Consider the following 25,536-nt stretch of genomic DNA (forward strand, 5'->3'; position numbering starts at 1 on the left):
CACGCCGCGAATCGGATGCCTATGGCGGGGAAATCCGCGGAATTCCGGGGTTCGTGGGTATATTCGAGGTCGGTCGGCAAGAGACCAGCCGAGAGCCACCAGCTTTCGGTCCATGCACGAGGGCGGGGACTTCACCGCCTTGGAGGACAACCACAATGGCTGAAAAGTCCATCACCAAGACCGAGCTCGTCGCGAGCATCGCAAGCGCGACCGGTCAGAGCCAGGCCACCGTTTCGGGTGTCGTCGACGCGCTGTTCACCACTGTCGCCGAGGCCGTCGCCAAGGGCAGCAAGGTGTCGATCCCGGGCTGGGTCTCGTTCGAGCAGGTCGCCACCTCCGCTCGCACGGGCCGCAACCCGCAGACCGGTGAAGAGATCAAGATCCCCGCCGGCAAGCGCGTCAAGGTTTCGGCTGGCGCCAAGCTCAAGGCTGCCGCCAAGTAAGACCCTTCGTCTTCACCTCGAAAGGGGAGCGTCCGTCCGCGGATGCTCCCCTTTCGCGCGCGTAGGCTGAGGGGATGGATTCCCGCCTGCTGCGGGCGATCGGCCCGGCGACGCTCGTGACGGTCGCCGTCGTCGTGATGGTCGCCGCCCTTGCGTACGGCGGCGGCGCCGCTCCGCTGGTGATCGCCGATGCGGGTCCGGTCGTGCGCTGGGGTTTGCCGGCAGCGACGCTGGTCTTCAACCTCGCCGCAGCCGGGATGCTGGGATCGCTCATCCTGGCCCTGTTCGCCCTCAAGGCCGGCGACAAAGCCTTCAATACCGCCGTGGATGTGGCATCCGTCTCGGCGGCAGTGTTCACCGTTGCTGCCGGTGTCACCGGGTTCTTCACGTTCATCGACGCCTTCAATGCTCAGGTGGCGCTCGGCCCCGAGTTCGGTTCGCAGTTCGGAAGGTTCCTGACAGACACCGATCTCGGCCGTGCGTGGCTGATCACCACGATCTTCGGGGCGGTGCTGACGGTTCTCACGTTCGCGGTCCGCTCGTGGACGGGCACCTTCCTGGTCGCCATCCTCGCGATCGCCGCCCTCGTGCCGGTGGGCACGCAGGGTCACTCGGGTGAGGAAGCCAACCACAACGCTGCCGTCATGGCGACTGTGCTCCACATCGAGGGTGCGGCGCTCTGGCTCGGCGGTCTGATGCTGCTGATCGTCATCCGTCCGTTGCTGCCGACGGAGCGGATGACGACGGTGCTGCGCCGCTATTCGACGGTCGCGATTGTCGCCTTCGTCGTCGTTGCGGCATCCGGGTACGTGCGCGGTGTCATCGGCGTCGTGACGTGGGAAGCGATGCTCTCGCCGTACGGCGCGATCCTGACCGTCAAGATCGTCGCCCTCGTTGCGATGGGGCTGCTCGGCGCGTGGTATCGGCTTCGGCTGATCGATCGACTGCGCGAGAGCCGTGCGTCCCGGTTCTTCTGGTGGCTGATCCTCGTCGAGGTCGGCTTCATGGGCCTGGCCAGCGGCGCAGCTGTCGCGCTCGCCCGCACGCCTCCGCCGGTCGACACGTCGCTGCCCGAGCTGCGTACGCCGGCGCAGTTCCTCACGGGCGCCTCATTGCCACCGGAGCTGACGCCCTGGCAGTGGGTGGCCGCGTGGGAGATCGATCTGCTGTGGGCGCTGCTGTGCGCCTTCGCGGCCTTCTTCTACCTCGCCGGCGTCTGGCGCCTTCGTGCGCGCGGCGATCGCTGGCCGCTGTACCGCACGGTGCTGTTCCTGTCGGGCCTCGTCATGCTCGCGTGGATCACTAACGGTGCCCACAACGTCTACCAGGAGTACCTCTTCAGCGTTCACATGTTCGGGCACATGGCCCTCACGATGGGCATCCCCCTGCTGCTGGTCGCCGGTGCTCCGGTGACCCTTGCGCTGCGGGCCGTTCGCAAGCGGGATGACGGCACGCGCGGCGGGCGAGAGTGGATCCTGTGGGCCATCCATACGCCGTTCGCGAAGGTCGTCACCAACCCGTTCTTCGCCGCGGCGAACTTCGTTCTCTCGCTGTGGCTCTTCTACTACACCGACCTGTTCCGCTGGAGTCTGTACGACCACCTCGGGCATGAGTGGATGATCTTCCACTTCCTGATCACGGGTTACCTGTTCGTGCTGTCGCTGATCGGTATCGATCCGGTGCCCTACCGCCTGCCGTACCCGTTCCGCCTGCTCATCCTGATCGGCGTCATGGCGATGCACGCCTTCTTCGGCATCGCGATCATGATGAACAGCGGTCTCATGGTGGCCGAGTGGTTCGGGGCCATGGGCCGCACGTGGGGGGCGACGCCGCTCGAAGACCAGTACATCGGCGGTGGGATCGCTTGGTCGATCGGGGAGATCCCGACCCTCATCCTGGCGATCACGGTCGCCATCCAGTGGAGCCGCAGCGACGAGCGAGCGCAACGGCGCGAGGACCGACAGGCCGATCGCACAGCGGATGCCGAACTCGAGGAGTACAACGCACGGCTTGCTCAGCTCGCCGAGCGGGACGCCCGCGTCGGCCGCTGAGCGCGACCCTCCCTCACCCGAGCAGGATCGATGCCGTGCCGTCGGGAAGGATGTCGATGGTGCCCGTGACAACGAACGGGACGTCGACGCTCACATCGCTCACGCTGCCGTCGAACAGCGAGCGGGAGCGAAGCTCGATGTGGGCCATGGCGGCCGACTCGGCGATACGCCACCCGGCGCCGTCGGCGACGAGCGAGACCGTCGGATCCTGCACGATCGACCACGTCGGCAGGGTCACGATGCGGTCGGTGAGATCGAACCCGAACGGGCAGGCGGTGGGCTGCAGGACCTCTTGCTGCGTGCACTCGTCCAAGAAGGCATCCACCTTCTCTTGCACGAGTGCGACGAACTCGTCGGATGCCGTCGCCGTGACGGTGACCGGGACACTGGTGAACGGGACATCCGAGAGCATTGCCACGCCCGGCGAGGTGGCCGTGGGAGTATCGACGGTCACGGAGTAGATGCCGGGCGAGAACACCAGCAGGGGGATCGGCGCTGACAGGTCGGCGGCGGCTCCGTCCGGTGAGACCTGCCGTTTGTCGACGCTGAAGCCGTTCACCGCGAACTGCGACGACCCGTTCACGGTGAGTTCCATGACCGCGATCGGGCTCTGCGCGAACTCCCACCGGGGGAAGATCCCGACCATGCCGTCCTGCACCACCGAGAACGTCGTGGACGCCTCGTGCCCGCCCGCCGAGTAGGCGAGGGTCACGACGACGGTGTCGCCGTTGTTCGTCTCGGAGACGACGTGGATGTCGCTGAGATCGCCGAGTGCGCTCGATCGCAGGAAGTCCTCGGAGGCATCGGCGGGGAGGCCGGCAGCCTCCAGGTCGGCTGACGAGACCGCGACGCCCGGAACGGCGAGGGCTTGCGTGGCATTGCCGTCGGCGAGCAGGTTGGCGTAGCGGACCACGAACGCCGACGGGCCGTAGAACTGGGCGTAGAGCGTCGCGCCCGCTGCGATGAATGCGGCGATGAGCAGTGCGCCGATGGCCGAGAGAATCACGAGGTCGCCGGCAACGGCGCGGCGCGCATCCCCGCGGCCGCGATGCGATGCGCGCGGCGCAGAGTCCGCCGTGACCGTCGAGTCGGGCGCGGTGGCAGCACTGCCCGACGCCATCTCCCCCGTGGTGCTCACGGCACCAGTCTAGAAACGACCCGCTGTGAGGACGCCCTGCCGCGGCGTGCGCTGGGTAGCATGGCCCGGTGCAGGCGCCCGAACTCTCCGCAGAGCAAGAGGCGCTGTTCCGGCTCATTGAAGACACGCGCGACCACGTCTTCGTCACCGGTCGCGCCGGAACCGGCAAGTCCACGCTCTTGCAGCACCTGTCCTATCGGACGAGTAAACAGATCGCCGTCTGCGCGCCCACCGGTGTCGCTGCGCTCAACGTCGAGGGCCAGACGATTCACTCCTTGCTGCGCTTGCCGATCGGCCTGATCGCGGATGCCGACCTCGAGCATCCTGATGCGACCCGCAAGCTGCTGAACGCGATCGACACCCTCGTGATCGATGAGATCTCGATGGTCAACGCCGACGTCATGGATGCCATCGACCGCTCCCTGCGACAGGCCCGCGGCCGGCGCGCCGAGCCGTTCGGCGGGGTGCAGATCGTGATGTTCGGTGACCCATACCAGCTCGCGCCGGTGCCGCCGCGTCATGGTGATGAGCAGCGATACATCCGCGATCACTACCGGTCGTTCTGGTTCTTCGACGCGCGAGTGTGGGCCGGGTCGGATGCCGCGCTTCCCGGATCGGAGGGGTCCTCGCTCCTGGATCTCGGCCGGTACGGGGCGTCCCTCCAGATCCGCGAGCTCGCTGAGATCCATCGGCAATCCGATCCGGAGTTTCGCCGGATGCTGGGAGCGGTCCGTCATGGCCGCGTCACCGCCGATATCGCGCAGGTGCTCAACGACACCGGTGCCCGTACCCCGCCGGCGGGTGGGGACGACGAACCTCCGATCATCACCCTCGCCACACGCAACGACATCGTCACGCGCATCAACCGCGCACACCTCGATGCGCTGCCGGGCGCTACCCAGACGGCGCATGCCGAGATCAGTGGCGATTTCGGTCGCGGGGATGCCGCCTATCCCGCAGACGCGGAACTGCAGCTCAAGGTCGGTGCGCAGGTCATGTTCCTTCGTAACGACGTCTCGACGTTCGGCCAGCCGCCGCGGTGGGTCAACGGCACCATCGGAACCGTGACGCGTATCGCGGGTGGCACGGTGCGCGTGGAGGTGGATGGCGAACAGATGGATGTCGAGCCGGCCGTCTGGGAGAGATTCCGCTATGCCTACAACGCGTCGACGCGGTCGATCTCGCGCGAGATCGTGGCGGAGTTCACCCAGTTTCCGCTGCGCCTGGCGTGGGCGGTGACGATCCACAAGTCGCAGGGAAAGACGTACGACCGCGCCATCATCGACCTGGGATCGGGCGCGTTCGCACCGGGCCAGACCTACGTCGCGCTCAGCAGACTGACCTCGCTCGAGGGGCTCTATCTGTCCAGGCCCCTGCGACCTCGGGACATCCAGGTCGACCCCGATGTGCAGCGATTCATGGCCGCTGTTCGGGCCCGCGCCTGAGGATCGTTCAGGCGATCTCGGCGATACGACCCGAGGCTTTGGCTGCGGCAAGGTCGACGAAGACATCGGTGTTGAACTGGTAGGCGCGCAGCACTTCATCGATGACGCGCTCCTGTTCGTCCGCGTCCCACGGAGCGGCATCCAGTTGCTCGCGGTACACATCCTTGAAGGCGCGGGGGTCGGCGATGTCGTCGAACACGTAGAAGCCGATCCCGTTGGTCTCAAACCCGAACTGCCGTGCCATGAGCTTGCCGATGAACTGCCCGCCCGAGAGGTCCCCCAGGTAGCGGGTGTAGTGGTGGGCGACGAATCCGCCGGCCCACGTCGAGCCGACCTCGTTGATCCGGTCGACGTAGCGCTGGGTGCTCGGGAGCGGAGCGATCCGCTCGCGCCAGTCCGGTCCGATGAGGAACTCGAGGTCGGCCTCCAGTGCGGGGATGCGGGTGAGCTTGTCGCTGATGAACGGGGCCGCAACGGGGTCGTTGCGCATCACATCGGCGGCGCGCTCGATCGCGTCGTACATGAACCAGTGCTGGGCGACAAGCGCGATGTAGTCCTCGCGCGTGCCCTCGCCCTTCATCAGATCGCTCATGAAGCCGGCGTGTTCACTGCCCGAGTGGGCGGTGCTCGAGCGCTCGCGCAGGGCCGTCGAGAACGGGGTCACGGGTGTCATGCGCACCAGTGTACCTTCAGGTAAGCCGAACCTTACAAGACCAAAGTCCCGATGGTGCGAGAGTCGGCGCCGCTCACTCGTGCGGACGAGGCTCGATCCCGAGACGCTCGCACGCCGCGTCATAGAGCTTCACGATCTCGGCTCGGATCTGGGGCCGTTCTGTGATGCTGCCGCCGGGCCACGGAACAGCCACGGTCACTGTCGTGCCGTCGCCGAGCTCGGCATCCCACACCCCGCCGTCGCCATCGAGATCGGACATGACCGCGCCGACGGCATCCGTCTGTCCGAACGCCCGCACGATCAGGAGGTTGTCGCCACCGTGGTCGCCGTTCATGTGGGCGAGGACGCCGGTGCGGATGCTGTCGTCGAAGCGATACGTCATGGTGCCAGCGTAGGGCCGTGATCATTGCGTGATGTTGATGTGTTTGAATGCTGAATGCACGAACAACGGGGGTTGGGTATGGGTGCGACGATCCTCAGGCGGCGTTGGAGCGCCCTCGGGATCGCGACGGTTGCCCTCGCGACGATGCTCGTTGGGTGTGCTCCCACCGGAACCGTCGAGATCGACGTGCCGGCTCAGGTGGAGGGAGATTTCCCCGCCGAGACCCAGTCGCAACTGGATGCCGCGCTGGCCGAAGCGATGGCCGCGACCGGATCCTCGGGTGCCATTGTGGGAGTCTGGGCGCCGTGGAGCGGCTCGTGGGTCGCCGGTGTGGGAACCCAGTCTCCGACAAGCTCGCAGGCTGTCACTTCCGACATGGAGTTCCGCGCATCCCGCGTGACGCGGGCCATGACGTGCGATGTTCTCTACGCGCTCGTCGACCGCGAGGTCGTTGCCCTGGATGACAACGTCTCGGAGTATGTCGTCGGCGCGTCGGGACTGGAAGACGTGACCTTGGGCCAGCTCTGCGACAGCACGTCGGGCATCGGGGCATCGGCGCCGTCGCTGTGGAACGACTGGCTCAAGACCCCGAACCGCCAGTGGCCTCCGCTCGAGCTCGCGGCCTATGGCATGGGACGTGAGCGAACAAGCAGTCCGGGCGCCGCTTTCGTCGACTCGGATGCCGGCTACATTCTGCTGGGGGTGGCCTTGGAGGCGGCGACGGCAACGTCTCTGCCCGAGCTGTTCGAGCAGTACGTCACGGCTCCTCTCGGCCTCGATTCCACGTGGCTTCCGGGCGCCGCCCCGGCAACGCCCGCCGGTGATACCGGTGGCTCGTCGCTGCAGGGCAACAACTCGCTGCCGGGCGAGGACGGGCAGCTACTGTGCACTGATCCCGTCGACATCACGGAGCTATCCGCCAGCATCGGCTTCGCCGACTCCGGTGCCGTCTCGACGATCGCCGATCTCGGTCGCTATGCGCAGGCTCTTGCCACCGGCGCGCTGCTCGGGGATGACCAGACGCGGTTCGACAGTCCTCGCGAGGCCTACCCGGGCGCACCGACCTGGTACACCTACGACGGCGGAGCGTTCGCCGCCGGAGGCCTGATCGGTCAGCACGGCGCGATTCCCGGCTACCTCACGGCTGCGTACGCCGACCCCGATACCGGGCTGACGGTCGCTGTCGTCCTGAACAACTCAGCCGCACCCGCGGGGATCGCTGCCAACCTCGCGTGGGAACTTGCTGCGATCGCCTCGAAGGCCCCCGCCGCGGCCGGCGAGACAGCGCCCGCGGCGGGCCTGCCCTGGACCGCCGAACAGCAGGCCGAAGCCATCCGCGGCGCGGCGGTCTGTCCGCTGCCTCAGCCGTGATCCCGGACCCAGGGTGAGCGCTCCGCGCGCGGCAGCCATGTCGTCGCCGCCGTTCGCGGTCGGGATGGTTGTCACGGGCCTGGTGTGTCAGGAGCTTGGTGCCTCCCTCGCCGTTCTGCTCTTCCCCGCGCTGGGACCCCTCGGAATCGTGTTCCTGCGTCTCGGTTTCTCGGCCGTCATCCTCATGGTCATCGCCCGGCCCCGCCTTCGCGGTCACACCCCGCCAGCCTGGCGCTCGGTCGTCGGCTTCGGGCTGGTACTCGCGCTGATGAACGGCCTGTTCTACCTGGCGCTCGCGCGGCTTCCCCTCGGCGTCACGGTCACCATTGAGGTGCTCGGACCGCTCGTGCTCTCGGTGATCGCCGCGCGTCGTGCCAGCGCCTGGCTGTGGGCAGGGCTGGCGCTGATCGGAGTCATCGCGCTGGCCGGGGGCGGGTGGGACCGACTGGACCCGATCGGCGTGCTGTTCGCCCTCGGGGCGGCATCCAGCTGGGCGCTGTACATCCTCGCCTCCGCGCGCGTCGGGCGTGAATTCCCGCGCCTGGACGGACTTGCGCTGGCCATGGTGGTGGGCGCGCTCGCAGCGCTGCCCTGGGGACTGATCGCAGCAGGCGGCTCACTCGTGCGCATCGACCTTCTCGCATTGGGCGCGGCAGTCGCGGTGCTCTCTTCGACGATCCCGTACGCGCTCGAGCTGTTGGCGTTGCGGCGGCTGGCGGCATCCGCGTTCGCGATCCTGATGAGCCTTGCCCCCGCGACAGCGACCCTCGCCGGCTGGTTGCTGCTCGGACAGGCCATGACGTGGCTCGAGATCGTCGGAATCGCGCTGGTCATCGCTGCGAGCATCGGAGCCGTTCGGGCTGCATCAGTCCGAGCAGCGACCGGCACGCGCGGCGCGGAAGCTCCTCCCGCCGAGCCCCTTCCGTAGGTCTGCGCTCCGCCTTCCGCTAGGGCGTGGCCGTGTCGCCGAGGATGGTCGACACCAGGTGTTCGGTGAGGGCATCGGCCCCGTCGAAGAGCACGCGGGTCCTGACACCGTCGTGATCCCGGGGGCCGAGGCGTTGTCCCCTCATGTCGACCACGGTCGAGCCGCGCGAGGGACCGTCTGTCGTATCGATGACGATGGGAACGCGCAGGCTTCGTCCAATGCCCGGCGCCCCCGCCGCGGCCATCGCCGCCAGCGGGTCGTGCAGGGGGCTGAGCCTCTCACCGAACTGCGGCACGTAGAAGTCGAGGTAGTGGTCGAGGATCTCACCGACCGCGCGCGCGAACGGATCGGCTGAGGCGAGCAAGCGGCCTCGGTCGCCGTCGGTGAGGACATGGTTCATGGTCACATCCAGGGGCACGAACGTCACGTCCCAGTCGGCCCGGGTGAGAACATCAGCAGCCTCGGGGTCGTTGAAGATGTTCGCCTCTGCCGCGGGAGTGATGTTGCCGGGAACGAGGGCTGCGCCACCCATCGTCGTGACACCGGCAATTCGCGACGGCAGCGTCGGGTCGCGTTCCAGGGCGAGCGCGATGTTGGTCACCGGCCCGATCGTCAGGAGGTGGAGCGAGCCTGCGTAGGCGTGGGACAACTCGAGCAGGAGGTCAGCCGCGTCGCGTGGGTCGGGTGAGACGCCCGAATCGGGGAGGATGACGCCGCCGATGCCGTTGTCGCCGTGTACGTGTGGCGCGCCGCCGCCGTAGGCGTGGGTGAGGTGGTCGTGTGCGCCGACTGCCACGGGGATGTCGGGGAAGCCCGCCACCGCCAACAGATCGAGGGTGTTGCGGGCAGCTTGCGCGGCATCCGTGTTGCCACTGACCGTGCCGACCCCGACGAGCTCCACCAGGGGTGAGCGCAACAGGTAGGCCAGGGCGACGGTGTCGTCGATACCGGTGTCGCAGTCGAGGTACAGCGCAAGAGGCGCAGTCATGTCGCTCCCGGGGGTGATGAGGTGAGCGGACGGCGCCGTCCGGGGCGCGTCGCGCACCCCTTCGGTTATATCGCGCGGTGAACCGCCGGTCGTACCGGGAGCCACGGTGCGTGATGGAATGTCGGCATGACATCCCGAGGTCTGGGCCCGCTCTGCGTGGTCGGAAGCATCAACGTCGACATCTCCGTCACGGTGGGTGAACTTCCGATTCCCGGCGAGACCGTGCGTGGGCGCGGACCGATCCGCGGCGCCGGCGGCAAGGGGGCGAATCAGGCGGCGGCAGCCGCTCGGCTCGGTGCGGCGGTGCGGATGCTCGGCGCGGTCGGAGACGACACCGACGGGCAGGCCATGGTCGAGAACCTCCGCCGCGCAGGCGTCGACACGTCCGGCATCCGGGTCGTCGCCGAGCCGACGGGAACGGCACTGATCACGGTGGACGCGGCCGGTGAGAACACGATCGTCGTGTGCGCCGGTGCCAACGACGCGGTCGAGGCGGCGGGGCCGTTCGCGTCCGACGAAGCGGTGCTTGCGCAGTTGGAGATCCCCCCGCACGCGATCGAGGCACTCGCGGCATCCGTGCCCGGATTCTTCGCACTCAACGCGGCGCCTGCCCGCGACGTGCGGCCCTCGGTGCTGCGGCGCGCAGACCTCGTGATCGTCAACGACGCCGAGTTCGCCGCGCTCCCCGCAGTGTCGGCGGCGCGTCTGGTTGTCGTCACCCACGGGGCTCGTGGAGCGTCGCTGTGGCGTGAGGGTGAGCGGGTGCTGACCGCACCGTCACCCGCGGTCGAGGCCGTGAGCGCTGTCGGCGCCGGGGACGCCTTCAGCGCCGCGATCACGCTCGCCGTGCATGCCGGGTGGTCCGATGAGGTTGCGCTGGCCGCGGCGTGCGCGGTGGGCGCCGACGCGGTGACCCACGTCGGCGCCCAGCCGCCCCTTCGTTCTCTCGCTGAGTACCGGTAGCGCTCAGCCGGTGACGTCGCGGGAGCGCAGGGCGAGAGCCGCAGCTCCTGTGAACAGAATCGCGACACCCCAGACCGCTGCGATGCCCCACGCGAATCCCGACTCGAGCGGCGCCTCGCTGTAGGCCCAGGAGTAAGGCGAGAGCCGTTCGACCCACCTGAGATCCTCGGACTGGTTCGCGACTGCCTGCAGTGCGTACCCGTAGACGGCTATGCCCGCGCCCGCCGCGACCCCGGCGATCCGGCGACCGGTGATGGCACCTGCAAGGAGCGCGGCAGTGGCTGACAGTGCGCCCAGTCCCGCGAGGGCTGCAATCGCTGCGATGATCCCGGATGCCTCCAGCCCGAGTTCCGAGGGACCGTTGAGGAGGCCGATCACCACGCTGATGACGACGGCGAACACGACGAGCTTCAGAAGGATCGCCAGGGCGTTCTCGAGGACGTAGGAGACACGGCCGATCCCGTGTGCCAGGTCGAGTTCGAGGCGGCCGTTCTCTTCGGCGCCGCCGATCGCGCTCGCTCCCCACGCGGTGGTCGCGATCACGATCAGCGCGAAACCGATCAGGCCGAAGAAGGTCGCTTGCGCATACCCCGAGCCGGTGCCGATCTGGTCGTAGCCGAGGGCGTCGACCAGCTCTGGCGGCAGCGTCGCGATGATCTCTTCGAGCGAGCCGCTGCTGCCGAACGACGGAAACAGCGGAAGGTAGAGCGCGAGGGCAGCAGTGAGGCCCAGTGCCCACGCGAGCAGTCCGCGCCAGGAGTCACGGAGGCTCCGGGCTGTGATGGGGAGCAGGCGGCCCATCTCACTCGCCCCCCATCGCTGTGGGGGTATCGGTGCTCGCGGACCCGTAGAGGCGCAGCACCGACTCCTCGAGGTCGGGCTCCTCGATCAGCAGTTCGGCCACGTGGAAGCGGGCCAGTGCCTTTACGAGCGGGTCGATCTCGCCCTCGAGCGTGGCGTGCACGATCACCCGGTCATCCTGCGCACGCACCTCGGGGGGCGTGCTCGTCGACAGGGGCGCGAGTACGCCGCGGACCGCGTTGGGGTCGGCATCCGTCAGCACGGCACGGATGCGACGCACGGCGCCGAGCCGCAGCTCGTCCACAGCTCCCGCCGCGACGATCCGGCCCTGGCTGAGCACCGCGACCTCGTCGGCTGCCTGTTGGATCTCACTGAGCACATGGGAGCTCAGCAGAACCGTCTGGCCGTTCTGCCGCGCCTCGTGCACGAGGCCGAGGAACTCGCGCTGCATCAGGGGATCGAGTCCGCTCGTGGGTTCGTCGAGGATCAGCAGTGGCGGCTCATGCATGAAGGCCTGAATGAGTCCGAGCTTCTGCTTGTTGCCCTTCGAGAGCGTGCGGACGGGGCGGGAGAGATCGCACGAGAGCCGCTCAGCCAGGTGGTCGATGCGCCCGGGGCTGACCGGTCCCGAGACGCTCGCGTAGAAGTCGAGGAGGCGCCGCCCGGTCGTCCTTCCCTCCATCCGCATTTCGCCGGGAACGTAGCCGATGCGGCGGCGGAGGTCTGCCCCGCCGGTTCGCGGATCGGTTCCCAGCACGCGGGCGGTGCCGCTGGTCGGCCGGATGATGTCGACCAGCATCCGGAGGGTCGTGGTCTTTCCTGCCCCGTTGGGGCCGATCAGGCCGAACACCGTGCCGGGCGTGACAGACAGGGTCAGGCCATGGAGGGCGGTGCGCCGCCCGTACTGCTTGCGCAGGTCGTTGAGTTCAATGGCAGGGGTCATCCCCTGCTCCTTTCGTCGCTGGTGTGTGATGGATGCCGAGAGTCAGTCGGCCAGCGGCGGGTCGGGGTCCTGGTGCGGGTCGTTCTCGCCCTTGCCCGAGGGTGGACCGATCGGGCGCTCCAGCGCGTCGTGCGCAGCGGTGAGCAGCCGGTCGTCGGCATAGAGACCGTGGGTGTAAAACTCGAGCAGCGGCAGGGTGAGCCGGCGAAGCAGCGTCTCGGTCAGCCCGTCCTCGCCGAGGCTTCGGGCGAGCTGGCGGCGCAGGAGCACCGGGGCGAGGCCGTAGAGCGTCACCGCGGTGACCGTGACCTCCATGTCCGACTGCGGGCGGAGCATCCCGGCCGCGGCCTGTTGCTCGAGGAGGGTGCGCGTCGCGGCCGTCAGGGAGTCGAAGAGGTCGTCTGCCGCCGCGGTGTCGGATGTCAGCATCCGGGACATGTAGTCAAGAAGTGGCTCGTAGCGCTGGCGGTCGGCGAGGGCCTCGCGCATCATCGCTGAGGCGACGCCACCCGCGATTCGGCCCTTGTCGGTGACCAGCGTCTGGACGACGTAGGCGTCGCATTCCTCGCGCAGGCCTTCCTTGGAGCCGAAGTGGTGCACGATCAGCGCTGCGCTCACCCCGGCGCGCTGCGCGATGTCGCGCAGGCCCGCTGCGTCAAAACCGCGCTCCGCGAAGGCCGCGATGGCCGCGTCGCGGATCCGCTCACGGGTGGGAGCGTCGGGTGCTGAACGCATGTTCAACACACTAAACAGTCGTTCAGTGTGGCGTCAAGGGGTAGACCGCGTGCTCACGGATCTGCCGACGCGGGAGCGTACTATCGCCGGTTCGAGGCGATCGCGCAAGCCCCTCCGGACTGGCGCGTCGAGCCGCTATCGTCACCAACGCGACATGACGTCGCGCTCTGCAGATGGAAGGAGACCCCATGGGATTCATGGAAGATGCGAAGAAGAACATCGCTGAGGCTGCGGAGAACACCGCCGACGCCGTTAAGGACGGCGTCGACCGGGCCAAGGACAAGGCCGAAGAGCTGTCTGCCGAAGCCGACGTGAAGAAGGCAGAGGCCGAACGCGACGCAGTCAAGGCACGCAACGACGTCAAGGAAGAAGCCCGAGACTGACGTCCCCCTGAACCCGAAGGCCCGCGCAGAGTACTGCGTGGGTCTTCGATGTTCTCGGGAGGGGTTTCACTTCCCACGCGATCTGGCTAGAGGTCGCTGAAATCGTTACCGTGTTGGAGACTCGAGACCGCTCCGTCAGAGATCACCACAAGAATGTACTCCTCACCGGTCTCACCGGGCCGGCTTAGCGATCGAGTATCGGGGACCACGCGTGTCTCGAGACCGAGCTGGTCGAACGCGCCGTCACCGTCCTCATCCCATACTTCAAGCGGATCAAGAGCTTCAACCTGTTCGCGACTCGACCCCACCGCGATGCCGTCGCGGGTGGACACCGGAACGCCTCCGATGGAGGGTGCCGTGATCGCCGTTGGAGCCCATGTCGAGTTTTCAAAGACGACGAATGACGCACCCTCCCAGCTGTAGCGGTGGGCGACGACGGTCTCCCCACCCCACCAATCTTCAACATCCTCGATCTGAGGATCCGCGTCGGTGAGCTCAGTAAGGAAAGCGGTCATCGGCTCCACTTCAAACGCGACCGTTCACTCGTCGCCATCGATTCGGTATTCGAGTCCGTCGAGCGTGAACACAATGGAGTCGGCTTCGTCTGGCGCTGGTGCGGGTTCGGACGTTGACTCCGGCGAGATCGGTGTTTCGTCTTGGCCCGAGGCCGGAGTGGCTGCCTGGCAGGCGCTGAGCAGAAGGGCAGCGGCGGCAATCGCGAAACCTACGAACGGACGCATGCCCTGAGCGTATCGCCGCACCGCCGGTGGCGGCGCAACGGGCGATTGGAGGGGCTGACGGGAATCGTCCCCACCGCCCCTCCACCCGCCGCTGCGCGGCGCGCGGAGCCTCGGGCGGCGTGGGCCCACCCGCAGGCGGGTCGGTTCCTACGGCAACCACACGAATGCCCTCCCGCACGGCCTGTGGCCGCACGCGAGGGCATTGGAGGGGCTGACGGGAATCGAACCCGCGCTGTCTGCTTGGGAAGCAGAAGTTCTGCCATTGAACTACAGCCCCATGCGCCGAGGCGCCCCGCCAGCATATCAAGGTGGGTCCGGGGATCACCCGCAACCCCTTCACGGCCCCTAAGGCCTCGGTTCACCGCTGCAACAGGCGTGCTTTACCCCCCGGACGCCACCCGTTGGTGCCCGGTGCACGATCGCGAGAGAAACTCGCGCGTCGCCCGCGATATGTGCTCGGTCATCCGTGTCATCCGCGGTGATCGTGAAAGGACCGTGGTGAGAATTCGCGCACTCGTCGCCCTGGTAGTCATGGCGGGATTCGGCCTGGCAGGCTGCACGGCCACGTCTACTCCGCTGCCTTCGCCGACGCTCACGCCGCTGGAGGGCACAGCCAGCGGCTCCGTCGGTGTCGTGCTCCCGGCAAGCGGCGAGCTGCGGTGGACCATGGCCGGCGACGCGCTCGAGTCGCTTCTCAATGAGGCGGGCGTGACGGTCACCGTGGACTATGCCGATGCCGCCGAGCAGGATGACCGGATCGAGGAGCTGATCGCGGCCGATGTCGACGTGCTGATCGTGACCGCCGCGGACGAGCAGGGCTTGGTCGACGCCTTGGCGACGGCAGAGGCTGACGGCATCGATGTCATCGCGCTCGACCGGCTCCCGATCAATGCGACCGGCATAGATTTCTTCATCGCTCCAGACCGCTACGGGTTCGGATACGAGGCGGCGGTCGCTGCTACTTCTGCTCTCGGGCTCAGCGACGAACAGGGCAATCCCACGGGCGTGGTGGTCGACGACCCGCTCCGGATCGAAGTCTTCGGCGCAGACATCGACGACTGGGACTACTGGTTCTTCTACAACAGTTCGGTCCGCGACAGCCTCGCCGCCTATCTCGAGTCCGGCGATCTCGTCGTGGGCTCGGGCCAGATTGAGGGCGAGGATGTCGACACGACGGACAGCTCGAGCGAAGCCGCCCAGGCGCGCATGACGTCGATCCTCGAATCGTCGTACGCAGACGGCGAGAAGCTGTCTGCCGTGGTGACGGCATCCGCTGAGATCGCCGACGGCGTTCGTGCCGCGCTGGCCGATTCCGGCCGGTCGGACATCATCGTCACGACCGTCGGTGACGATCCGGAAACGATCAGATCCCTCGGCAACGGGCTCGAAGCGACGGTGTTCTCCGACATCCGTGTCCTTGCCCGAACTGCCGCCGAAACCGCTGTTGCGGAGCTGAATGGCACAGAGGCGGCGCTCTCGCGCACGGAGGATTACTTCACGAACACCGGCTCGGTGACCACTCGCCTCGTATGGCCGGAGATCGTGACCGAGCAGTCTCGCCAGGCCAAGATCGTCGACACGTGGTACTACACCGCGGACCAGCTCGGCTGACGCTGAGCGAGGGGTCCTCTAGGCTGGCCTCGTGCTGCTCTCGGACCGCGACATCCGTCATGAAATCTCCGCCGGTCGGGTCGGACTGGACCCGTGGGACGCCGAGATGGTGCAGCCATCGAGCGTCGATGTGCGACTTGACCGATTCTTCCGACTGTTCGACAACCACAAGTATCCGTTCATCGATCCGGCCGTCGACCAGCCCGACCTGACGCGACTCATCGAGGTCGCACCCGACGAGCCGTTCATCCTGCATCCGGGTGAGTTCGCGTTGGGCTCGACATTCGAGCTGGTGACGCTGCCCGACGACGTCGCCGCCAGACTCGAGGGCAAGTCATCGCTCGGGCGTCTAGGACTGCTCACCCACTCCACTGCAGGCTTCATCGATCCCGGTTTCTCGGGACACGTGACACTTGAGCTCTCCAACGTCGCAACACTTCCGATCACACTGTGGCCGGGCATGAAGATCGGGCAGCTGTGCTTTTTCCGGCTGTCCTCCCCGGCAGAAAACCCCTACGGATCCGGCCCGTACGGCAACCGGTATCAGGGGCAGCGTGGACCGACCGCCTCCCGCTCTCACCAGAATTTCCATCGCACGGATGTCGGAGCGCGCCAGGCTGGGGCGACCGGCGTTAGCTGAGACCCGTACGGAAGGAACTGGACACCCTTAGGACACCTGCCCGAAAGCTGCGCGAAAGCGGCCGAGCCGATGATCACGATCACGGCCCGCTGAAGCGAATCACCCGACGATGTCCTGGGCCGGGAGCCCCAATCACCTTCTCCCGGAGGACAGCGTGGAATCGCCCGGTTCCGAACACGTCCCGCACGCGCCGCTCGCCGCTGCGGTGAGCTTTCGCGTCATGCCGTCGGTTGATGATCCGATGGTCCAGAAGTGGATGCGGTTCCGAAACGCTGTCGTCCCCGGTGTCGCTGTTGCTCACCCTCCCGAGAAGTCGGGTCGTTCCGCAGACGGCTCGAAGGTGAGCGGCGAGACGAGCGGGGCCGTGTACTGGCGTCTCGTCGCCTCGAACAACCGCGAGCTCGGGCGGAGCTTCTACCTTTACCAGAACGCCGAGCAGGCGCGGAGGCACGTCGAGCGGATCGCCACCATTACGGGTCGGTTGGATGTTACGGCCGTCGTCGATGGGGCCACGACTCGGCGCGGGTGGGTCCTCAACGCCGAGGGAGGTCCAGTCATGACGTGCGCCCGGTGGTACACCTCGTCGTCCACGGCGGCAGCTGCAGCCGTGTCGGCACTCTCGGCTCTTCGTACTGCGAGGCTTCTCCCGGCTCCCGCCGCGCATTTCTCTGCCCGTCGTCGCCCGATGAGTGCCGGTGAGGGCGCGGTGCTCTAGGCGTTGTCATGGCCGATCTGATCGCCGGCAGGTTCCGGCTCATCGACCTCCTGGGGACGGGGGGCTCGGCATCCGTCTTCCTCGCCGAGGACGCGATGAGCGGGCAACGCGTGGCCCTGAAGATCCTTCACCCACACTTGACGGAGCGCCCGCTGGCGCGCGCCCATTTCTTGGCTGAGGCTGCGCGTTCCGCACGCTTCCGGCACCCGCATTCCGTGCAGGTGCTGGATGTCGGGGAGGACCTCGATCGGTCCGAGCCTGTCGTGTGGATCGCGCTCGAGTTCGTATCGGGCGCGACGCTCGCCGAGCATGTGCGTGCCACCGGACCGCTGTCTCCCGAAGCCGCCATCAGCGTGATGGTCCCCGTGCTCGATGCGTTGGATGTCGCTCACGCGGCCGGGCTGGTCCACCGCGACGTGTCGCCGACGAATGTCATGGTGGCTCGTGACAGCAGCGGCGAGCTCGATCCGTCGACCGTTCGCCTGCTGGACTTCGGGATCGCGGGCGACGTCGGTGAGACGGCAGTCGGATCTGCCGCGCTGCTCGCCGCACGCGACGAGGGGGGTGTCGGAGTCCTCGGCAACGCCAGCTACGTCTCCCCGGAGCAGGCGCGCGGGGACGCTGTCGACGAGCGGGGTGATGTCTACCAGGCGGGAGCGTTGCTCTATTTCGCACTCGTCGGGCACGCGCCGTTCCGGCGGGATGATCCGACCCATGTTGCGCGCGCACACGTGGAGGCTCCACCACCCGTTCCCTCGGTGGGCCGCCCGGGTATCCCGCGATCCGTGGATCGCGTCGTGGTCAAGGCGATGCTCAAGGATCCGGCCGATCGCTTTCCGACGGCGCGCGCGATGCGCGACGCGCTTGCCGCAGTAGCAACCGATGCAACAGCCGGCACCCGCGCCACCACGGCTGCAAAGCCGATCTCCCCGCCCACGTCGTCCGCCGCGCACACGACCGGCACTCATGAGGACCGAACGGGGGTAACTCGCGTACTCGGTACGACAGCTACCCCGCCGCGCGCATCCTCGCCCGTGGTGAGCCCGTTCGCGGCCGTGCATCGGCGTCGGCGACCGGCAGGCATAGCGATGTTGGCGACAGTCGCAGCCGCCGTCACCTTAGGGGTCGTGATCTCGTTGGCGACCTCACCCTCGGCATCCGTCACCACGGAACCGACGCCCGAGCCGTTGACATCCACGCCGTCGCCGGAGCCGACGTCCCCTGCCTCGGTAGCCGACACCCGCCCGCGCGTTCCGGATGTCGCGCAGCTCCAGCTAGATGAGGCGAGCGAGCGAATCGTCTCGGCGGGATTCGTCGTCGGTGTGGTGACGTCGGCAGACAGCCGCTGGACCGAGGGCACGGTGATCGAGACCTCGCCCGTCTCGGGGGATCGGGCGGCTTTCGGCAGCGCCGTCGCGGTGACGGTTGCCTCGGGGTACAACGCGGTGCCGACCGTCATCGGGCTCGAGGTGCACGCGGCGCTCGAAAGTGTTGCGGGAGCCGGCTTCACGACGGCCTCGGCCCCGACCTCCACGGTCGGGATCGGCGTGATCCGTACCGACCCGGTGGGTGGAACGCGGCGGGTCGTTGGTTCGACGGTGACGGTTTTCGAGCCAGCATCGGCGCCCTCGCCGACACCAACGGCAACCCCGACGCCGACCCCGACGCCGACGGCAGTCCCGTCCCCCACGGTGAGTCCATGACCACGCGATGCTCGCCGCACACGTGCGAGAAAGCGCGCCTTAGCGAACGCGACGCCTTTCGTTCACCGGCGCAGATGACGATCACCAGTGTCACCGAGCCGCGGCTCGCGTCCGAGCGGTGCTCTGATCCATGCGTCGCTCCTCGGCAGGGGCGGCGCCTTCGACCCGAAAGAAGTCCCATGTCCGCGTTGCGCACCCCTGGTGGTCGTTCATGACGCGAGTGGAACGTTCACGTGACGGGTCCGGTGAGGCGGTCGAAGACAGCCACGACGAGGGCCTGACGGTCTTCGATGAGGTGGCTGACGTCTTTCTCGCCAACGACGTCACCCAGATCATCGATGAACCCGCGACCGCGCACCCCGACGGTGCACGATCGCTGACGTCCCGGCCGTCCACCTCCGACCGCATCTTCCGCTCCGTCGCGTTCGCCGCTGGTGGCATCACGGTAGCGATCATGCTGGCGGTTGGCCTGTTTCTGGCGGTTCGCGCGGGGTCCGCCCTGCAGGTGTCGGGCATCAGTTTCTTGTTCGAACAGCAGTGGTCGCCCGAGACCGGCCAGTTCGGGATCGCTGCTGTCCTGTTCGGCACCGTCTCGATCGCTCTCATCGCGATCACCATCGCGCTTCCACTCTCGCTCGGGACGTCACTTCTCATCTCGGAGGTGTTGCGCGGCCGCCTCAAGCAGTGGGCGATCACGCTGGTCGATCTCATGGCGGCGGTGCCGAGCGTGGTTTTCGGACTGTGGGGCGTCTTCTTCCTGCAAGAGAACGTGATCCCGGTTTCGCAGTGGATTTCGACGTACTTCTCGTGGATTCCAATCTTCGCCGTCACCAATCCGGACGGGACAGCCGCGTCGGATGCGAGCGCGTTCACCTCGTCGGCATTCATCGCGGGAGTCGTCGTTTCGCTCATGATCGTTCCCACGCAGACCTCGATCATGCGTGAAGCCTTCATGCAGGCGCCTCCCGGTGAGCGTGAAGCTGCATACGCACTCGGGTCGACCCGCTGGGGGATGATCACCGCTGTCGTCCTGCCCTTCGGCCGCGGCGGGATCATCGGCGGCACGATGTTGGCGCTCGGACGGGCGCTGGGGGAGACCATCGCGATCTACATGATCATCTCGCCGATCTTCTACATCAACTGGGAAGTTCTCAAAACCGGAAGCAACTCCATATCGGCGCTCATCGCCCTGCGATACGGGGAGGCATCGGAGTTCGCGCTCTCAGCTCTCATGGCGGCAGGTCTCACCCTGTTCCTGATCACTCTGGTCATCAACTTCACCGCATCGACCATCGTCGCCAGATCGCGCTCCGGCGCCCAGAGTGAGGCATGATGTCGACCACGCTGGAGAGTTCGCCGGTACAGGATGCCGAAACCAAGCCGCGCCTCACTCAGACGCCTGATCCTGGCGACACCCCTACCGGGCGACGGCGTCAGCTGCGTGCAGTCCGGGTCGATGATGTCTACCCGGTTGTCGGGGCCGCCGCCGGAGCGATGGCAACCGCCACGCTCATCTTCGGCTGGATCGCGCCCCTAACCGGGGTCATCGGGTGGTTCGTTGTCGCCTTCATCCTCTTCTTGGTCTTCTATGCACTGCTTCTCTCGGTCGTCGCTGAGGTTCGCGAGGTCATCGACCGCCTCATGACCGTCGTCCTCGCCAGCGCCGGCATCATTCTGGCCAGTGCGCTCGTGTTCGTTGTCGTCTTCGTGATCACGCGGGGCGCTGATGCGTTGTTCCACGCCAACTTCTTCTTCTCCGATATGGAGTCGGCAGGTCCCCTCGATCCCCTCGACACGGGCGGAATCGCGCACGCCATCATGGGAACGCTGATCCAGATCGGCATCGCGCTGGTGATCACGATTCCTCTCGGCATCCTCACCGCAGTCTTCTTGAACGAGGTCGGCGGACCGTTCGCGCGATTCGTGCGCACCGTGACGGATGCGATGACGGCGCTCCCGTCGATCGTTGCCGGCTTGTTCGTGTACTCGGCGATCATCCTTCTGATCACGGGGCAGCGGTCGGGCTTTGCCGCGTCACTTGCGATCACCGTCATGATGCTCCCGATCATCGTGCGCGCATCGGACGTTGTGCTCCGCCTGGTTGCCGGCAACTTGCGCGAGGCAGCCTACGCCCTCGGGGCGTCCCGTTTCCGCACCGTATGGAGCGTCGTACTCCCGACCGCTCGGTCCGGACTCGCGACGGCCGTCATCCTCGGTACCGCCCGCGGGATCGGCGAGACTTCGCCCGTCCTGCTCACTTCCGGTGTCACGGCGGTCATGAACCTCAACCCCTTCCAAGGTCCGATGATCTCGTTGCCGCTTCAGGTGTTCGACTTCGTCAAGTCGCCGGAGCCCAACATGATCTCGAGAGGTTTCGGCGCGGCGGCCGTGCTGATGCTGCTGGTGCTCGCCCTCTTCGCTATTGCCCGCGTCATCGGCGGTCGGGGCCCAGGGGAGCTCACGCCACGGCAGCGGCGAGCTGCGGCGCGACGGTCGCAAAACGATCTCATCCGCATGGACAGGGCGCGCTTCACGCGGCCCCTTTACGGGCACCATCCCGAGGAGAAGCAATGACCTCTTGGCGCACACTGCTCACGCGAATGGCAGTCATCACGGTGGTTGCGTCGCTGGCGCTTGTCAACACGACGCCGGCCTACGCGGCAACCTACGAGCCGATCACCGGATCGGGATCGACCTGGTCGCAGAACGCACTGGACCAGTGGCGGGCGAATGTCAAGGCCAACTACGGGATGACGATCAACTACTCCGGCACCGGTTCGACGGCCGGTCGCCAGGAGTTCATCCTCGGCACCGTCGACTTCGCCGTGAGTGAGATCCCGTTCCAGTCGGCGCCGGAGGACGGCTCGGCCCCCGAGGTACCGGGTCGGGGTTACGCGTACGCGCCGATCGTGGCCGGTGGGACCTCGTTCATGTACAACCTGAAGATCGGCGGCAAGCAGGTCACCAATCTTCGCCTGTCGGGCGAGGTCATCACCAAGATCTTCACCGGAAAGATCACCAACTGGAACGATCCCGCGATCAAGGCCGACAACCCTGGTCTCGCCATGCCGGACAAGAAGATCACGCCCGTCATCCGTTCCGATGGCTCTGGAACGAGCGCTCAATTCACCCTGTGGATGTCGAAGCAATACCCCGCGTTGTGGAGCGAGTTCGCGGCATCCATGGGCCGTGGATCCGGCCTGACCTCGCAGTATCCGCTCTTCTCCGGTGCAAAGGGACAAAGTGGCTCGAACGGCGTGGCGGGATACGTTGCACAGACCTACGGTGAGGGCGCGATCACGTACGTCGAGTACTCGTACGCCCTGAAGTCGGGTTTCCCGGTGGCCAAGGTTCTCAACAAATCCGGCTACTACATCGAGCCCACGGCTCAGTCTGTCGCGGTGGCGATGCTGTCGGCCCAGGTGAACACCGACCTCACGCAGATCCTCGACGGCGTCTACAACAGCGCCGATCCACGCGCCTATCCGCTGTCGAGCTACTCGTACATGATCGTGCCGACTGAGGAGAAGGGCGTCTTCACCGCAGCAAAGGGCAACACCCTCGGCGCCTTCATGAGTTACTTCCTCTGCGAGGGTCAGCAACAGGCATCCTCGTTGGGATACTCGCCACTCACGATGAACCTCGTGCTCGCCGGCTTCGAACAGATCAAGCGGATCCCGGGGGCCGGCTCGGCCAACGTCGACCCGAACAAGTGCAACAACCCCACCTTCACCGCCGGTGACTCCCCGTCCTCGAATCAGCTGGCCAAGACCGCACCCCAGCCCGCGGCCTGCGATAAGCAGGGACCCGATCAGTGCACCACCGGCACGGCCGGCGCTTTGCAGTCGACGCCGGTCAGCGGCTCGGGCAACGGCGGGTCGGCATCCAATGCCACCGGCGGTGGGACAACCAGTGGGGGCGTGACCGGCACGACGGACGGTGCGGCGACTGGCGACGGCAGTGTGCCGTTGTATGACGAGAACGGTAACGCTATCGAGGGCTCGAGCACCGGTGGGGGTGCAGCAGCCGTCGCATCGCCCTTTGCCGTCAAGGACGAGGGATGGGGCTGGCAGCAGACGGCGATGCTCGCCGCGGTGGTGTTCCTCTTACTCGCCGTCATAGCGCCGCCCGCGATGATCCGAATCCTTCGGTCCGGTGCGAGTAAGGGCGGCACGAAGTGATGACCATGTCGGCTTCGTCGAGGCGGGAGCGTCGAGCACGGCGGGGTCCGTTGAGCGGCATTGCGCTATGGATGCGTGCTTTCGTCGCGGGCTCGCTGACGGCCGTGCTCGTCGGTGGAGGCGTCGGTCTGGTTGGCTCACAGCTCTCGGTCACCACGGCCGCTGCCGAGACGGAAGAGTCGTCGGCAAAGACCCTGACCGCCCAGGATGCCCTCGACCCGGCCGGCACGCCGTTCCCGGATCTGAAGGTCACGGTGTCCAAGACCGAGGGCCTGACGAACGAGGGTCTGCGCATCACCTACTCGGGGGGTGCGCTCTCCACTGACACCACGAACTTCTTGCAGGTTGCGCAGTGCTGGGGAACAGTCATCGAGAACGGCGTTCCCGGCCCCGCTCGCGAGACATGTGTGTTCGGGGCGCTGACTGCCAACGGTGGCCTCAGGGCGAAGACTACCGTGCGGTCTGCAGTTGCGGCCCCTGACCGGAAATACACCTCCTTTCAGGTGGGCGCATACACTGCGGTGCCTTTTGTGGCATACAACGACGAACTGGTCACTGACCCGGCAACTGTGCCGGAGACCTATCTCGTATCCAATCTCGTGACCAACTCAGCAGGGGACGTGCTCACGAGATCACAGGCAGGGCTCACCCCCGTTGACGTGAATCAGAACCGATACTTCACGAAATTTACGACCAACGAAATCGACTGGGCTCCTTTCTCCGAGGATGGCACTGGCGAAGCCATCTTTGAGGTCCAGACCGCCCTCGAGTCGTCGGGATTGGGCTGTGGTTCGCCTCGAGGTCTCAACACGAGCGAGGTCAGTGGCCAGCCGTGTTGGCTCGTGGTGATACCGCGAGGAGGCGCGGACAATGGCGTGAACTCGACCACAGGATCGGGCCTCTGGTGGGACTCGTGGCGGCATCGGATCGCCTTCAAGCTGGACTTCGTGCCCGTTGGGTCGCGGTGCGACCTCGCACAGGGTGAGTTGCAGGTACAGGGTAGTCCTCTGCTAGCCCAGGCAATGTTCTCGTGGCAGGGGGCTTACTGCGGGGCGCAGGCCGGCAGAGCCATTGCATACTCACAGGGTGCCGACGAGGACGCTGCCCTGCGAGCAGCCACCGTCAGTGGCGCGCCAATGGCGCTTGTATCGCGTCCACTGGATATCGACGGGGTGGATGATGCATTGGTCTACGCCCCCCTGGCGGTGACGGGAGTCACAATCTCGTTCTCCGTTGACCGGCGAGTAAACATATCCGCGTCGGAGGAGGAGCAGAAGAAGAGTAAGACTCCGTTCACTTCGATGAGATTGAGTCCGCGGCTGGTAGCGAAACTCCTCACCGATTCCTACCTCGAGGCGATTACTGGTTCCATCCCGAGTGACTACGTATCCGAGTTGGACTACAGCACGGATCCGGCGACGCGGGTGTACACCCACGATCAAGACGGGGAGAAGGTCTCCTACCTGCGTAATCCAGTCACCGGGACGTTGAACCCGACGAACGTGACCCGAGATCGTGAATTCCTTGCGCTCAATCCCGACTGGGGCAACAACTCATTGCTTGGTGTAGGGCTGGCGTCGGCCGTGACTCCAATCGGTCGTGCGGACGCGATCCGGGCAGTGTGGGAGTACGTACTCGCTGACGCCGACGCGCGCGCCTGGCTTTCCGGCACTCCTGATGAGTGGGGCATGGTGGTCAACCCCTTCTACGCGATAGCCGATGACGCAAACGCGCTGGGGACCGCATTGGCCCTTCCCACAGATAGCTTTCCGAAGGCTGATCCTTGGGAGCTACCGAATACGTTCAACGACGTTACCAAGGCGGGCGACATCGCAATGAACCAGATCGACTTTCGTCCGTACGCCGACAGTTTCGAGCAATCGGCGCAGTTCGTCCTTCGCGGTGACGATCGCAGAATTCTCGGGGTTGATACGACGGCTAATCCCCCGAAGTGGTCGAGGACGGCACCCTCCCCGGTCGGCCAGCGTACGGCTATTGGGCTCACGGACTCGTCCGCGGCCGCGCGATTCGAGACGTACACGGCTCTCCTAGAGAACTCGGCTGGACAGTACGTGGGCGCGACAACCGAGGCTATGCTCGCGGCCGCCAACGCGATGACGGACGTCCCGGGTGGATCGGGGGTAAAGGCGTTCGATAGCCTTTCGGGTGCCGCAGAGAGCGCCGCAAGTGCTTATCCGCTAACGGTTCCGGTGTATGCAGCGTTGAATCCGGCCGATCCGGACGAGGAGATGCGTAGCGACTACGCGTCTTTCGTCGAGTTCATCGTCAACGAGGGACAGCAGCCCGGACAGAACTCGGGGGATCTGCCTCGTGGGTATGCACCGCTCCCCACAAGCTGGGCCACCCAGGCGAAGTCAGCTGCAACCTCCGCTCGGCAGGGTGTGGTGGCGAGCCCCGCGCCGACACCTTCCTCTTCAGGCCTCGGTACGCCGGCTTACGCGGGCGGCTCGAGTTACGTGACTCCCGTGTACGCGGTGCCCGCCGCTGAGGGCGAGGGGGGAACGGCAGGTCCTGCAGCCGAGGCACCGATCACCGTGGCACAACTCGGCGTGACACAAGATGACCCAGACACTGAGCCTCTCGCTGCCGCGGTGCCAATCGGGCTGGCCGCGGGTCTCGTCGCGGCGCTTGGTGTGCCGCTGGCATCCCGCGTTCGCCGGCCACTTTAGGTGACACCCAGG

General features: G+C 66.6%; 24 protein-coding genes and 1 tRNA gene. 15 read left to right on the forward strand and 10 right to left on the reverse strand.

What is annotated here, in order from left to right:
* The first annotated feature begins 155 nt into the window (after nucleotides 1-155).
* Both ACQVDU_RS13915 and ACQVDU_RS13920 read left to right on the forward strand, forming a co-directional pair.
* A complete protein-coding gene (locus ACQVDU_RS13915) occupies nucleotides 156-443 on the forward strand; it encodes an HU family DNA-binding protein (RefSeq protein WP_195692545.1) in 288 nt (95 codons plus the stop codon).
* 74 nt (nucleotides 444-517) lie between these two features.
* On the forward strand, nucleotides 518-2,494 hold the full coding sequence (locus ACQVDU_RS13920; RefSeq protein WP_443477449.1) for a cytochrome c oxidase assembly protein: 1,977 nt from the start codon (nucleotides 518-520) through the stop codon (nucleotides 2,492-2,494).
* A 13-nt stretch (nucleotides 2,495-2,507) separates the two neighbouring features.
* Here the strand turns inward: ACQVDU_RS13920 and ACQVDU_RS13925 are convergent, their stop codons facing one another.
* Nucleotides 2,508-3,632 carry a hypothetical protein gene (locus ACQVDU_RS13925; protein WP_443477450.1) on the reverse strand — a complete coding sequence of 375 codons (1,125 nt, stop codon included), beginning with the start codon at nucleotides 3,630-3,632 and terminating at the stop codon, nucleotides 2,508-2,510.
* Nucleotides 3,633-3,700: 68 nt separating this feature from the next.
* Between ACQVDU_RS13925 and ACQVDU_RS13930 the strand changes: the two genes are divergently transcribed.
* Entirely contained in the window at nucleotides 3,701-5,077 is a 1,377-nt protein-coding gene (locus ACQVDU_RS13930) for an ATP-dependent DNA helicase (protein ID WP_443477451.1), read from the forward strand.
* A gap of 7 nt (nucleotides 5,078-5,084) precedes the next feature.
* Here the strand turns inward: ACQVDU_RS13930 and ACQVDU_RS13935 are convergent, their stop codons facing one another.
* Together ACQVDU_RS13935 and ACQVDU_RS13940 are read right to left on the reverse strand one after the other, a co-directional pair.
* A complete protein-coding gene (locus ACQVDU_RS13935) occupies nucleotides 5,085-5,750 on the reverse strand; it encodes a biliverdin-producing heme oxygenase (protein ID WP_292707067.1) in 666 nt (221 codons plus the stop codon).
* Nucleotides 5,751-5,823: 73 nt separating this feature from the next.
* Nucleotides 5,824-6,132 carry a DUF2470 domain-containing protein gene (locus ACQVDU_RS13940; protein WP_300591438.1) on the reverse strand — a complete coding sequence of 103 codons (309 nt, stop codon included), beginning with the start codon at nucleotides 6,130-6,132 and terminating at the stop codon, nucleotides 5,824-5,826.
* Between the two features lie 54 nt (nucleotides 6,133-6,186).
* Between ACQVDU_RS13940 and ACQVDU_RS13945 the strand changes: the two genes are divergently transcribed.
* Both ACQVDU_RS13945 and ACQVDU_RS13950 read left to right on the forward strand, forming a co-directional pair.
* Nucleotides 6,187-7,503, forward strand: coding sequence for a serine hydrolase domain-containing protein (locus ACQVDU_RS13945; RefSeq protein WP_443477452.1), 1,317 nt, complete (start codon nucleotides 6,187-6,189; stop codon nucleotides 7,501-7,503).
* A 37-nt stretch (nucleotides 7,504-7,540) separates the two neighbouring features.
* Nucleotides 7,541-8,431, forward strand: a complete 891-nt coding sequence (locus tag ACQVDU_RS13950) for an EamA family transporter (protein WP_443477483.1) — start codon at nucleotides 7,541-7,543, stop codon at nucleotides 8,429-8,431.
* A 19-nt stretch (nucleotides 8,432-8,450) separates the two neighbouring features.
* On the opposite strand, the gene ACQVDU_RS13955 is transcribed toward ACQVDU_RS13950, so the two are convergent.
* Nucleotides 8,451-9,419 (reverse strand): nucleoside hydrolase, encoded by a 969-nt coding sequence (locus ACQVDU_RS13955; RefSeq protein WP_443477453.1) that lies wholly within the window; start codon nucleotides 9,417-9,419, stop codon nucleotides 8,451-8,453.
* A 126-nt stretch (nucleotides 9,420-9,545) separates the two neighbouring features.
* Between ACQVDU_RS13955 and ACQVDU_RS13960 the strand changes: the two genes are divergently transcribed.
* Nucleotides 9,546-10,382 (forward strand): PfkB family carbohydrate kinase, encoded by an 837-nt coding sequence (locus ACQVDU_RS13960; protein ID WP_443477454.1) that lies wholly within the window; start codon nucleotides 9,546-9,548, stop codon nucleotides 10,380-10,382.
* A gap of 3 nt (nucleotides 10,383-10,385) precedes the next feature.
* Here the strand turns inward: ACQVDU_RS13960 and ACQVDU_RS13965 are convergent, their stop codons facing one another.
* From ACQVDU_RS13965 to ACQVDU_RS13975, 3 genes are read right to left on the reverse strand one after another with little or no spacing between them, the layout of a single operon-like run.
* Complete coding sequence (locus ACQVDU_RS13965) at nucleotides 10,386-11,183, reverse strand: ABC transporter permease subunit (RefSeq protein ID WP_443477455.1); 798 nt, start codon at nucleotides 11,181-11,183, stop codon at nucleotides 10,386-10,388.
* 1 nt (nucleotide 11,184) lies between these two features.
* Entirely contained in the window at nucleotides 11,185-12,126 is a 942-nt protein-coding gene (locus ACQVDU_RS13970; RefSeq protein WP_443477456.1) for an ABC transporter ATP-binding protein, read from the reverse strand.
* Between the two features lie 42 nt (nucleotides 12,127-12,168).
* The gene (locus ACQVDU_RS13975) at nucleotides 12,169-12,861 is read right to left on the reverse strand and encodes a TetR family transcriptional regulator (RefSeq protein WP_443477457.1); all 693 of its coding nucleotides are present in this window, start codon (nucleotides 12,859-12,861) and stop codon (nucleotides 12,169-12,171) included.
* A gap of 188 nt (nucleotides 12,862-13,049) precedes the next feature.
* On the opposite strand from ACQVDU_RS13975, the gene ACQVDU_RS13980 reads away from it, so the two are divergent.
* A complete protein-coding gene (locus ACQVDU_RS13980) occupies nucleotides 13,050-13,244 on the forward strand; it encodes a hypothetical protein (RefSeq protein ID WP_443477458.1) in 195 nt (64 codons plus the stop codon).
* Nucleotides 13,245-13,330: 86 nt separating this feature from the next.
* Here ACQVDU_RS13980 and ACQVDU_RS13985 read toward each other — a convergent pair whose 3' ends face one another.
* The 3 genes from ACQVDU_RS13985 to ACQVDU_RS13995 all read right to left on the reverse strand — a co-directional run bounded on the left by ACQVDU_RS13985 (nucleotide 13,331) and on the right by ACQVDU_RS13995 (nucleotide 14,261).
* On the reverse strand, nucleotides 13,331-13,759 hold the full coding sequence (locus ACQVDU_RS13985) for a hypothetical protein (RefSeq protein WP_443477459.1): 429 nt from the start codon (nucleotides 13,757-13,759) through the stop codon (nucleotides 13,331-13,333).
* 24 nt (nucleotides 13,760-13,783) lie between these two features.
* On the reverse strand, nucleotides 13,784-13,984 hold the full coding sequence (locus ACQVDU_RS13990; protein ID WP_300590978.1) for a hypothetical protein: 201 nt from the start codon (nucleotides 13,982-13,984) through the stop codon (nucleotides 13,784-13,786).
* 203 nt (nucleotides 13,985-14,187) lie between these two features.
* A tRNA-Gly gene (locus ACQVDU_RS13995) sits at nucleotides 14,188-14,261 on the reverse strand.
* Nucleotides 14,262-14,482: 221 nt separating this feature from the next.
* On the opposite strand from ACQVDU_RS13995, the gene ACQVDU_RS14000 reads away from it, so the two are divergent.
* From ACQVDU_RS14000 to ACQVDU_RS14035, 8 genes are all read left to right on the forward strand, one after another.
* A complete protein-coding gene (locus ACQVDU_RS14000) occupies nucleotides 14,483-15,595 on the forward strand; it encodes a substrate-binding domain-containing protein (protein WP_443477460.1) in 1,113 nt (370 codons plus the stop codon).
* 31 nt (nucleotides 15,596-15,626) lie between these two features.
* On the forward strand, nucleotides 15,627-16,235 hold the full coding sequence (dcd, locus tag ACQVDU_RS14005) for a dCTP deaminase (RefSeq protein WP_443477461.1): 609 nt from the start codon (nucleotides 15,627-15,629) through the stop codon (nucleotides 16,233-16,235).
* Nucleotides 16,236-16,389: 154 nt separating this feature from the next.
* On the forward strand, nucleotides 16,390-16,950 hold the full coding sequence (locus tag ACQVDU_RS14010) for a hypothetical protein (RefSeq protein ID WP_443477462.1): 561 nt from the start codon (nucleotides 16,390-16,392) through the stop codon (nucleotides 16,948-16,950).
* 8 nt (nucleotides 16,951-16,958) lie between these two features.
* Complete coding sequence (locus ACQVDU_RS14015; protein ID WP_443477463.1) at nucleotides 16,959-18,653, forward strand: protein kinase domain-containing protein; 1,695 nt, start codon at nucleotides 16,959-16,961, stop codon at nucleotides 18,651-18,653.
* A gap of 211 nt (nucleotides 18,654-18,864) precedes the next feature.
* Nucleotides 18,865-19,986 (forward strand): phosphate ABC transporter permease subunit PstC, encoded by a 1,122-nt coding sequence (gene pstC / locus ACQVDU_RS14020; RefSeq protein ID WP_443477464.1) that lies wholly within the window; start codon nucleotides 18,865-18,867, stop codon nucleotides 19,984-19,986.
* Complete coding sequence (pstA, locus tag ACQVDU_RS14025; protein WP_443477465.1) at nucleotides 19,983-21,227, forward strand: phosphate ABC transporter permease PstA; 1,245 nt, start codon at nucleotides 19,983-19,985, stop codon at nucleotides 21,225-21,227. The genes pstC and pstA overlap by 4 nt, the downstream gene beginning before the upstream one ends.
* Complete coding sequence (gene pstS, locus ACQVDU_RS14030; RefSeq protein WP_443477466.1) at nucleotides 21,224-22,834, forward strand: phosphate ABC transporter substrate-binding protein PstS; 1,611 nt, start codon at nucleotides 21,224-21,226, stop codon at nucleotides 22,832-22,834. Before pstA ends, pstS begins: the two co-directional genes overlap by 4 nt.
* Before the next feature lie 104 nt (nucleotides 22,835-22,938).
* The gene (locus ACQVDU_RS14035; protein ID WP_443477467.1) at nucleotides 22,939-25,524 is read left to right on the forward strand and encodes a hypothetical protein; all 2,586 of its coding nucleotides are present in this window, start codon (nucleotides 22,939-22,941) and stop codon (nucleotides 25,522-25,524) included.
* The last annotated feature ends 12 nt before the right edge of the window (nucleotides 25,525-25,536 follow it).

This window comes from Microbacterium sp. F2, assembly GCF_052274505.1.
GTDB lineage: Bacteria > Actinomycetota > Actinomycetes > Actinomycetales > Microbacteriaceae > Microbacterium.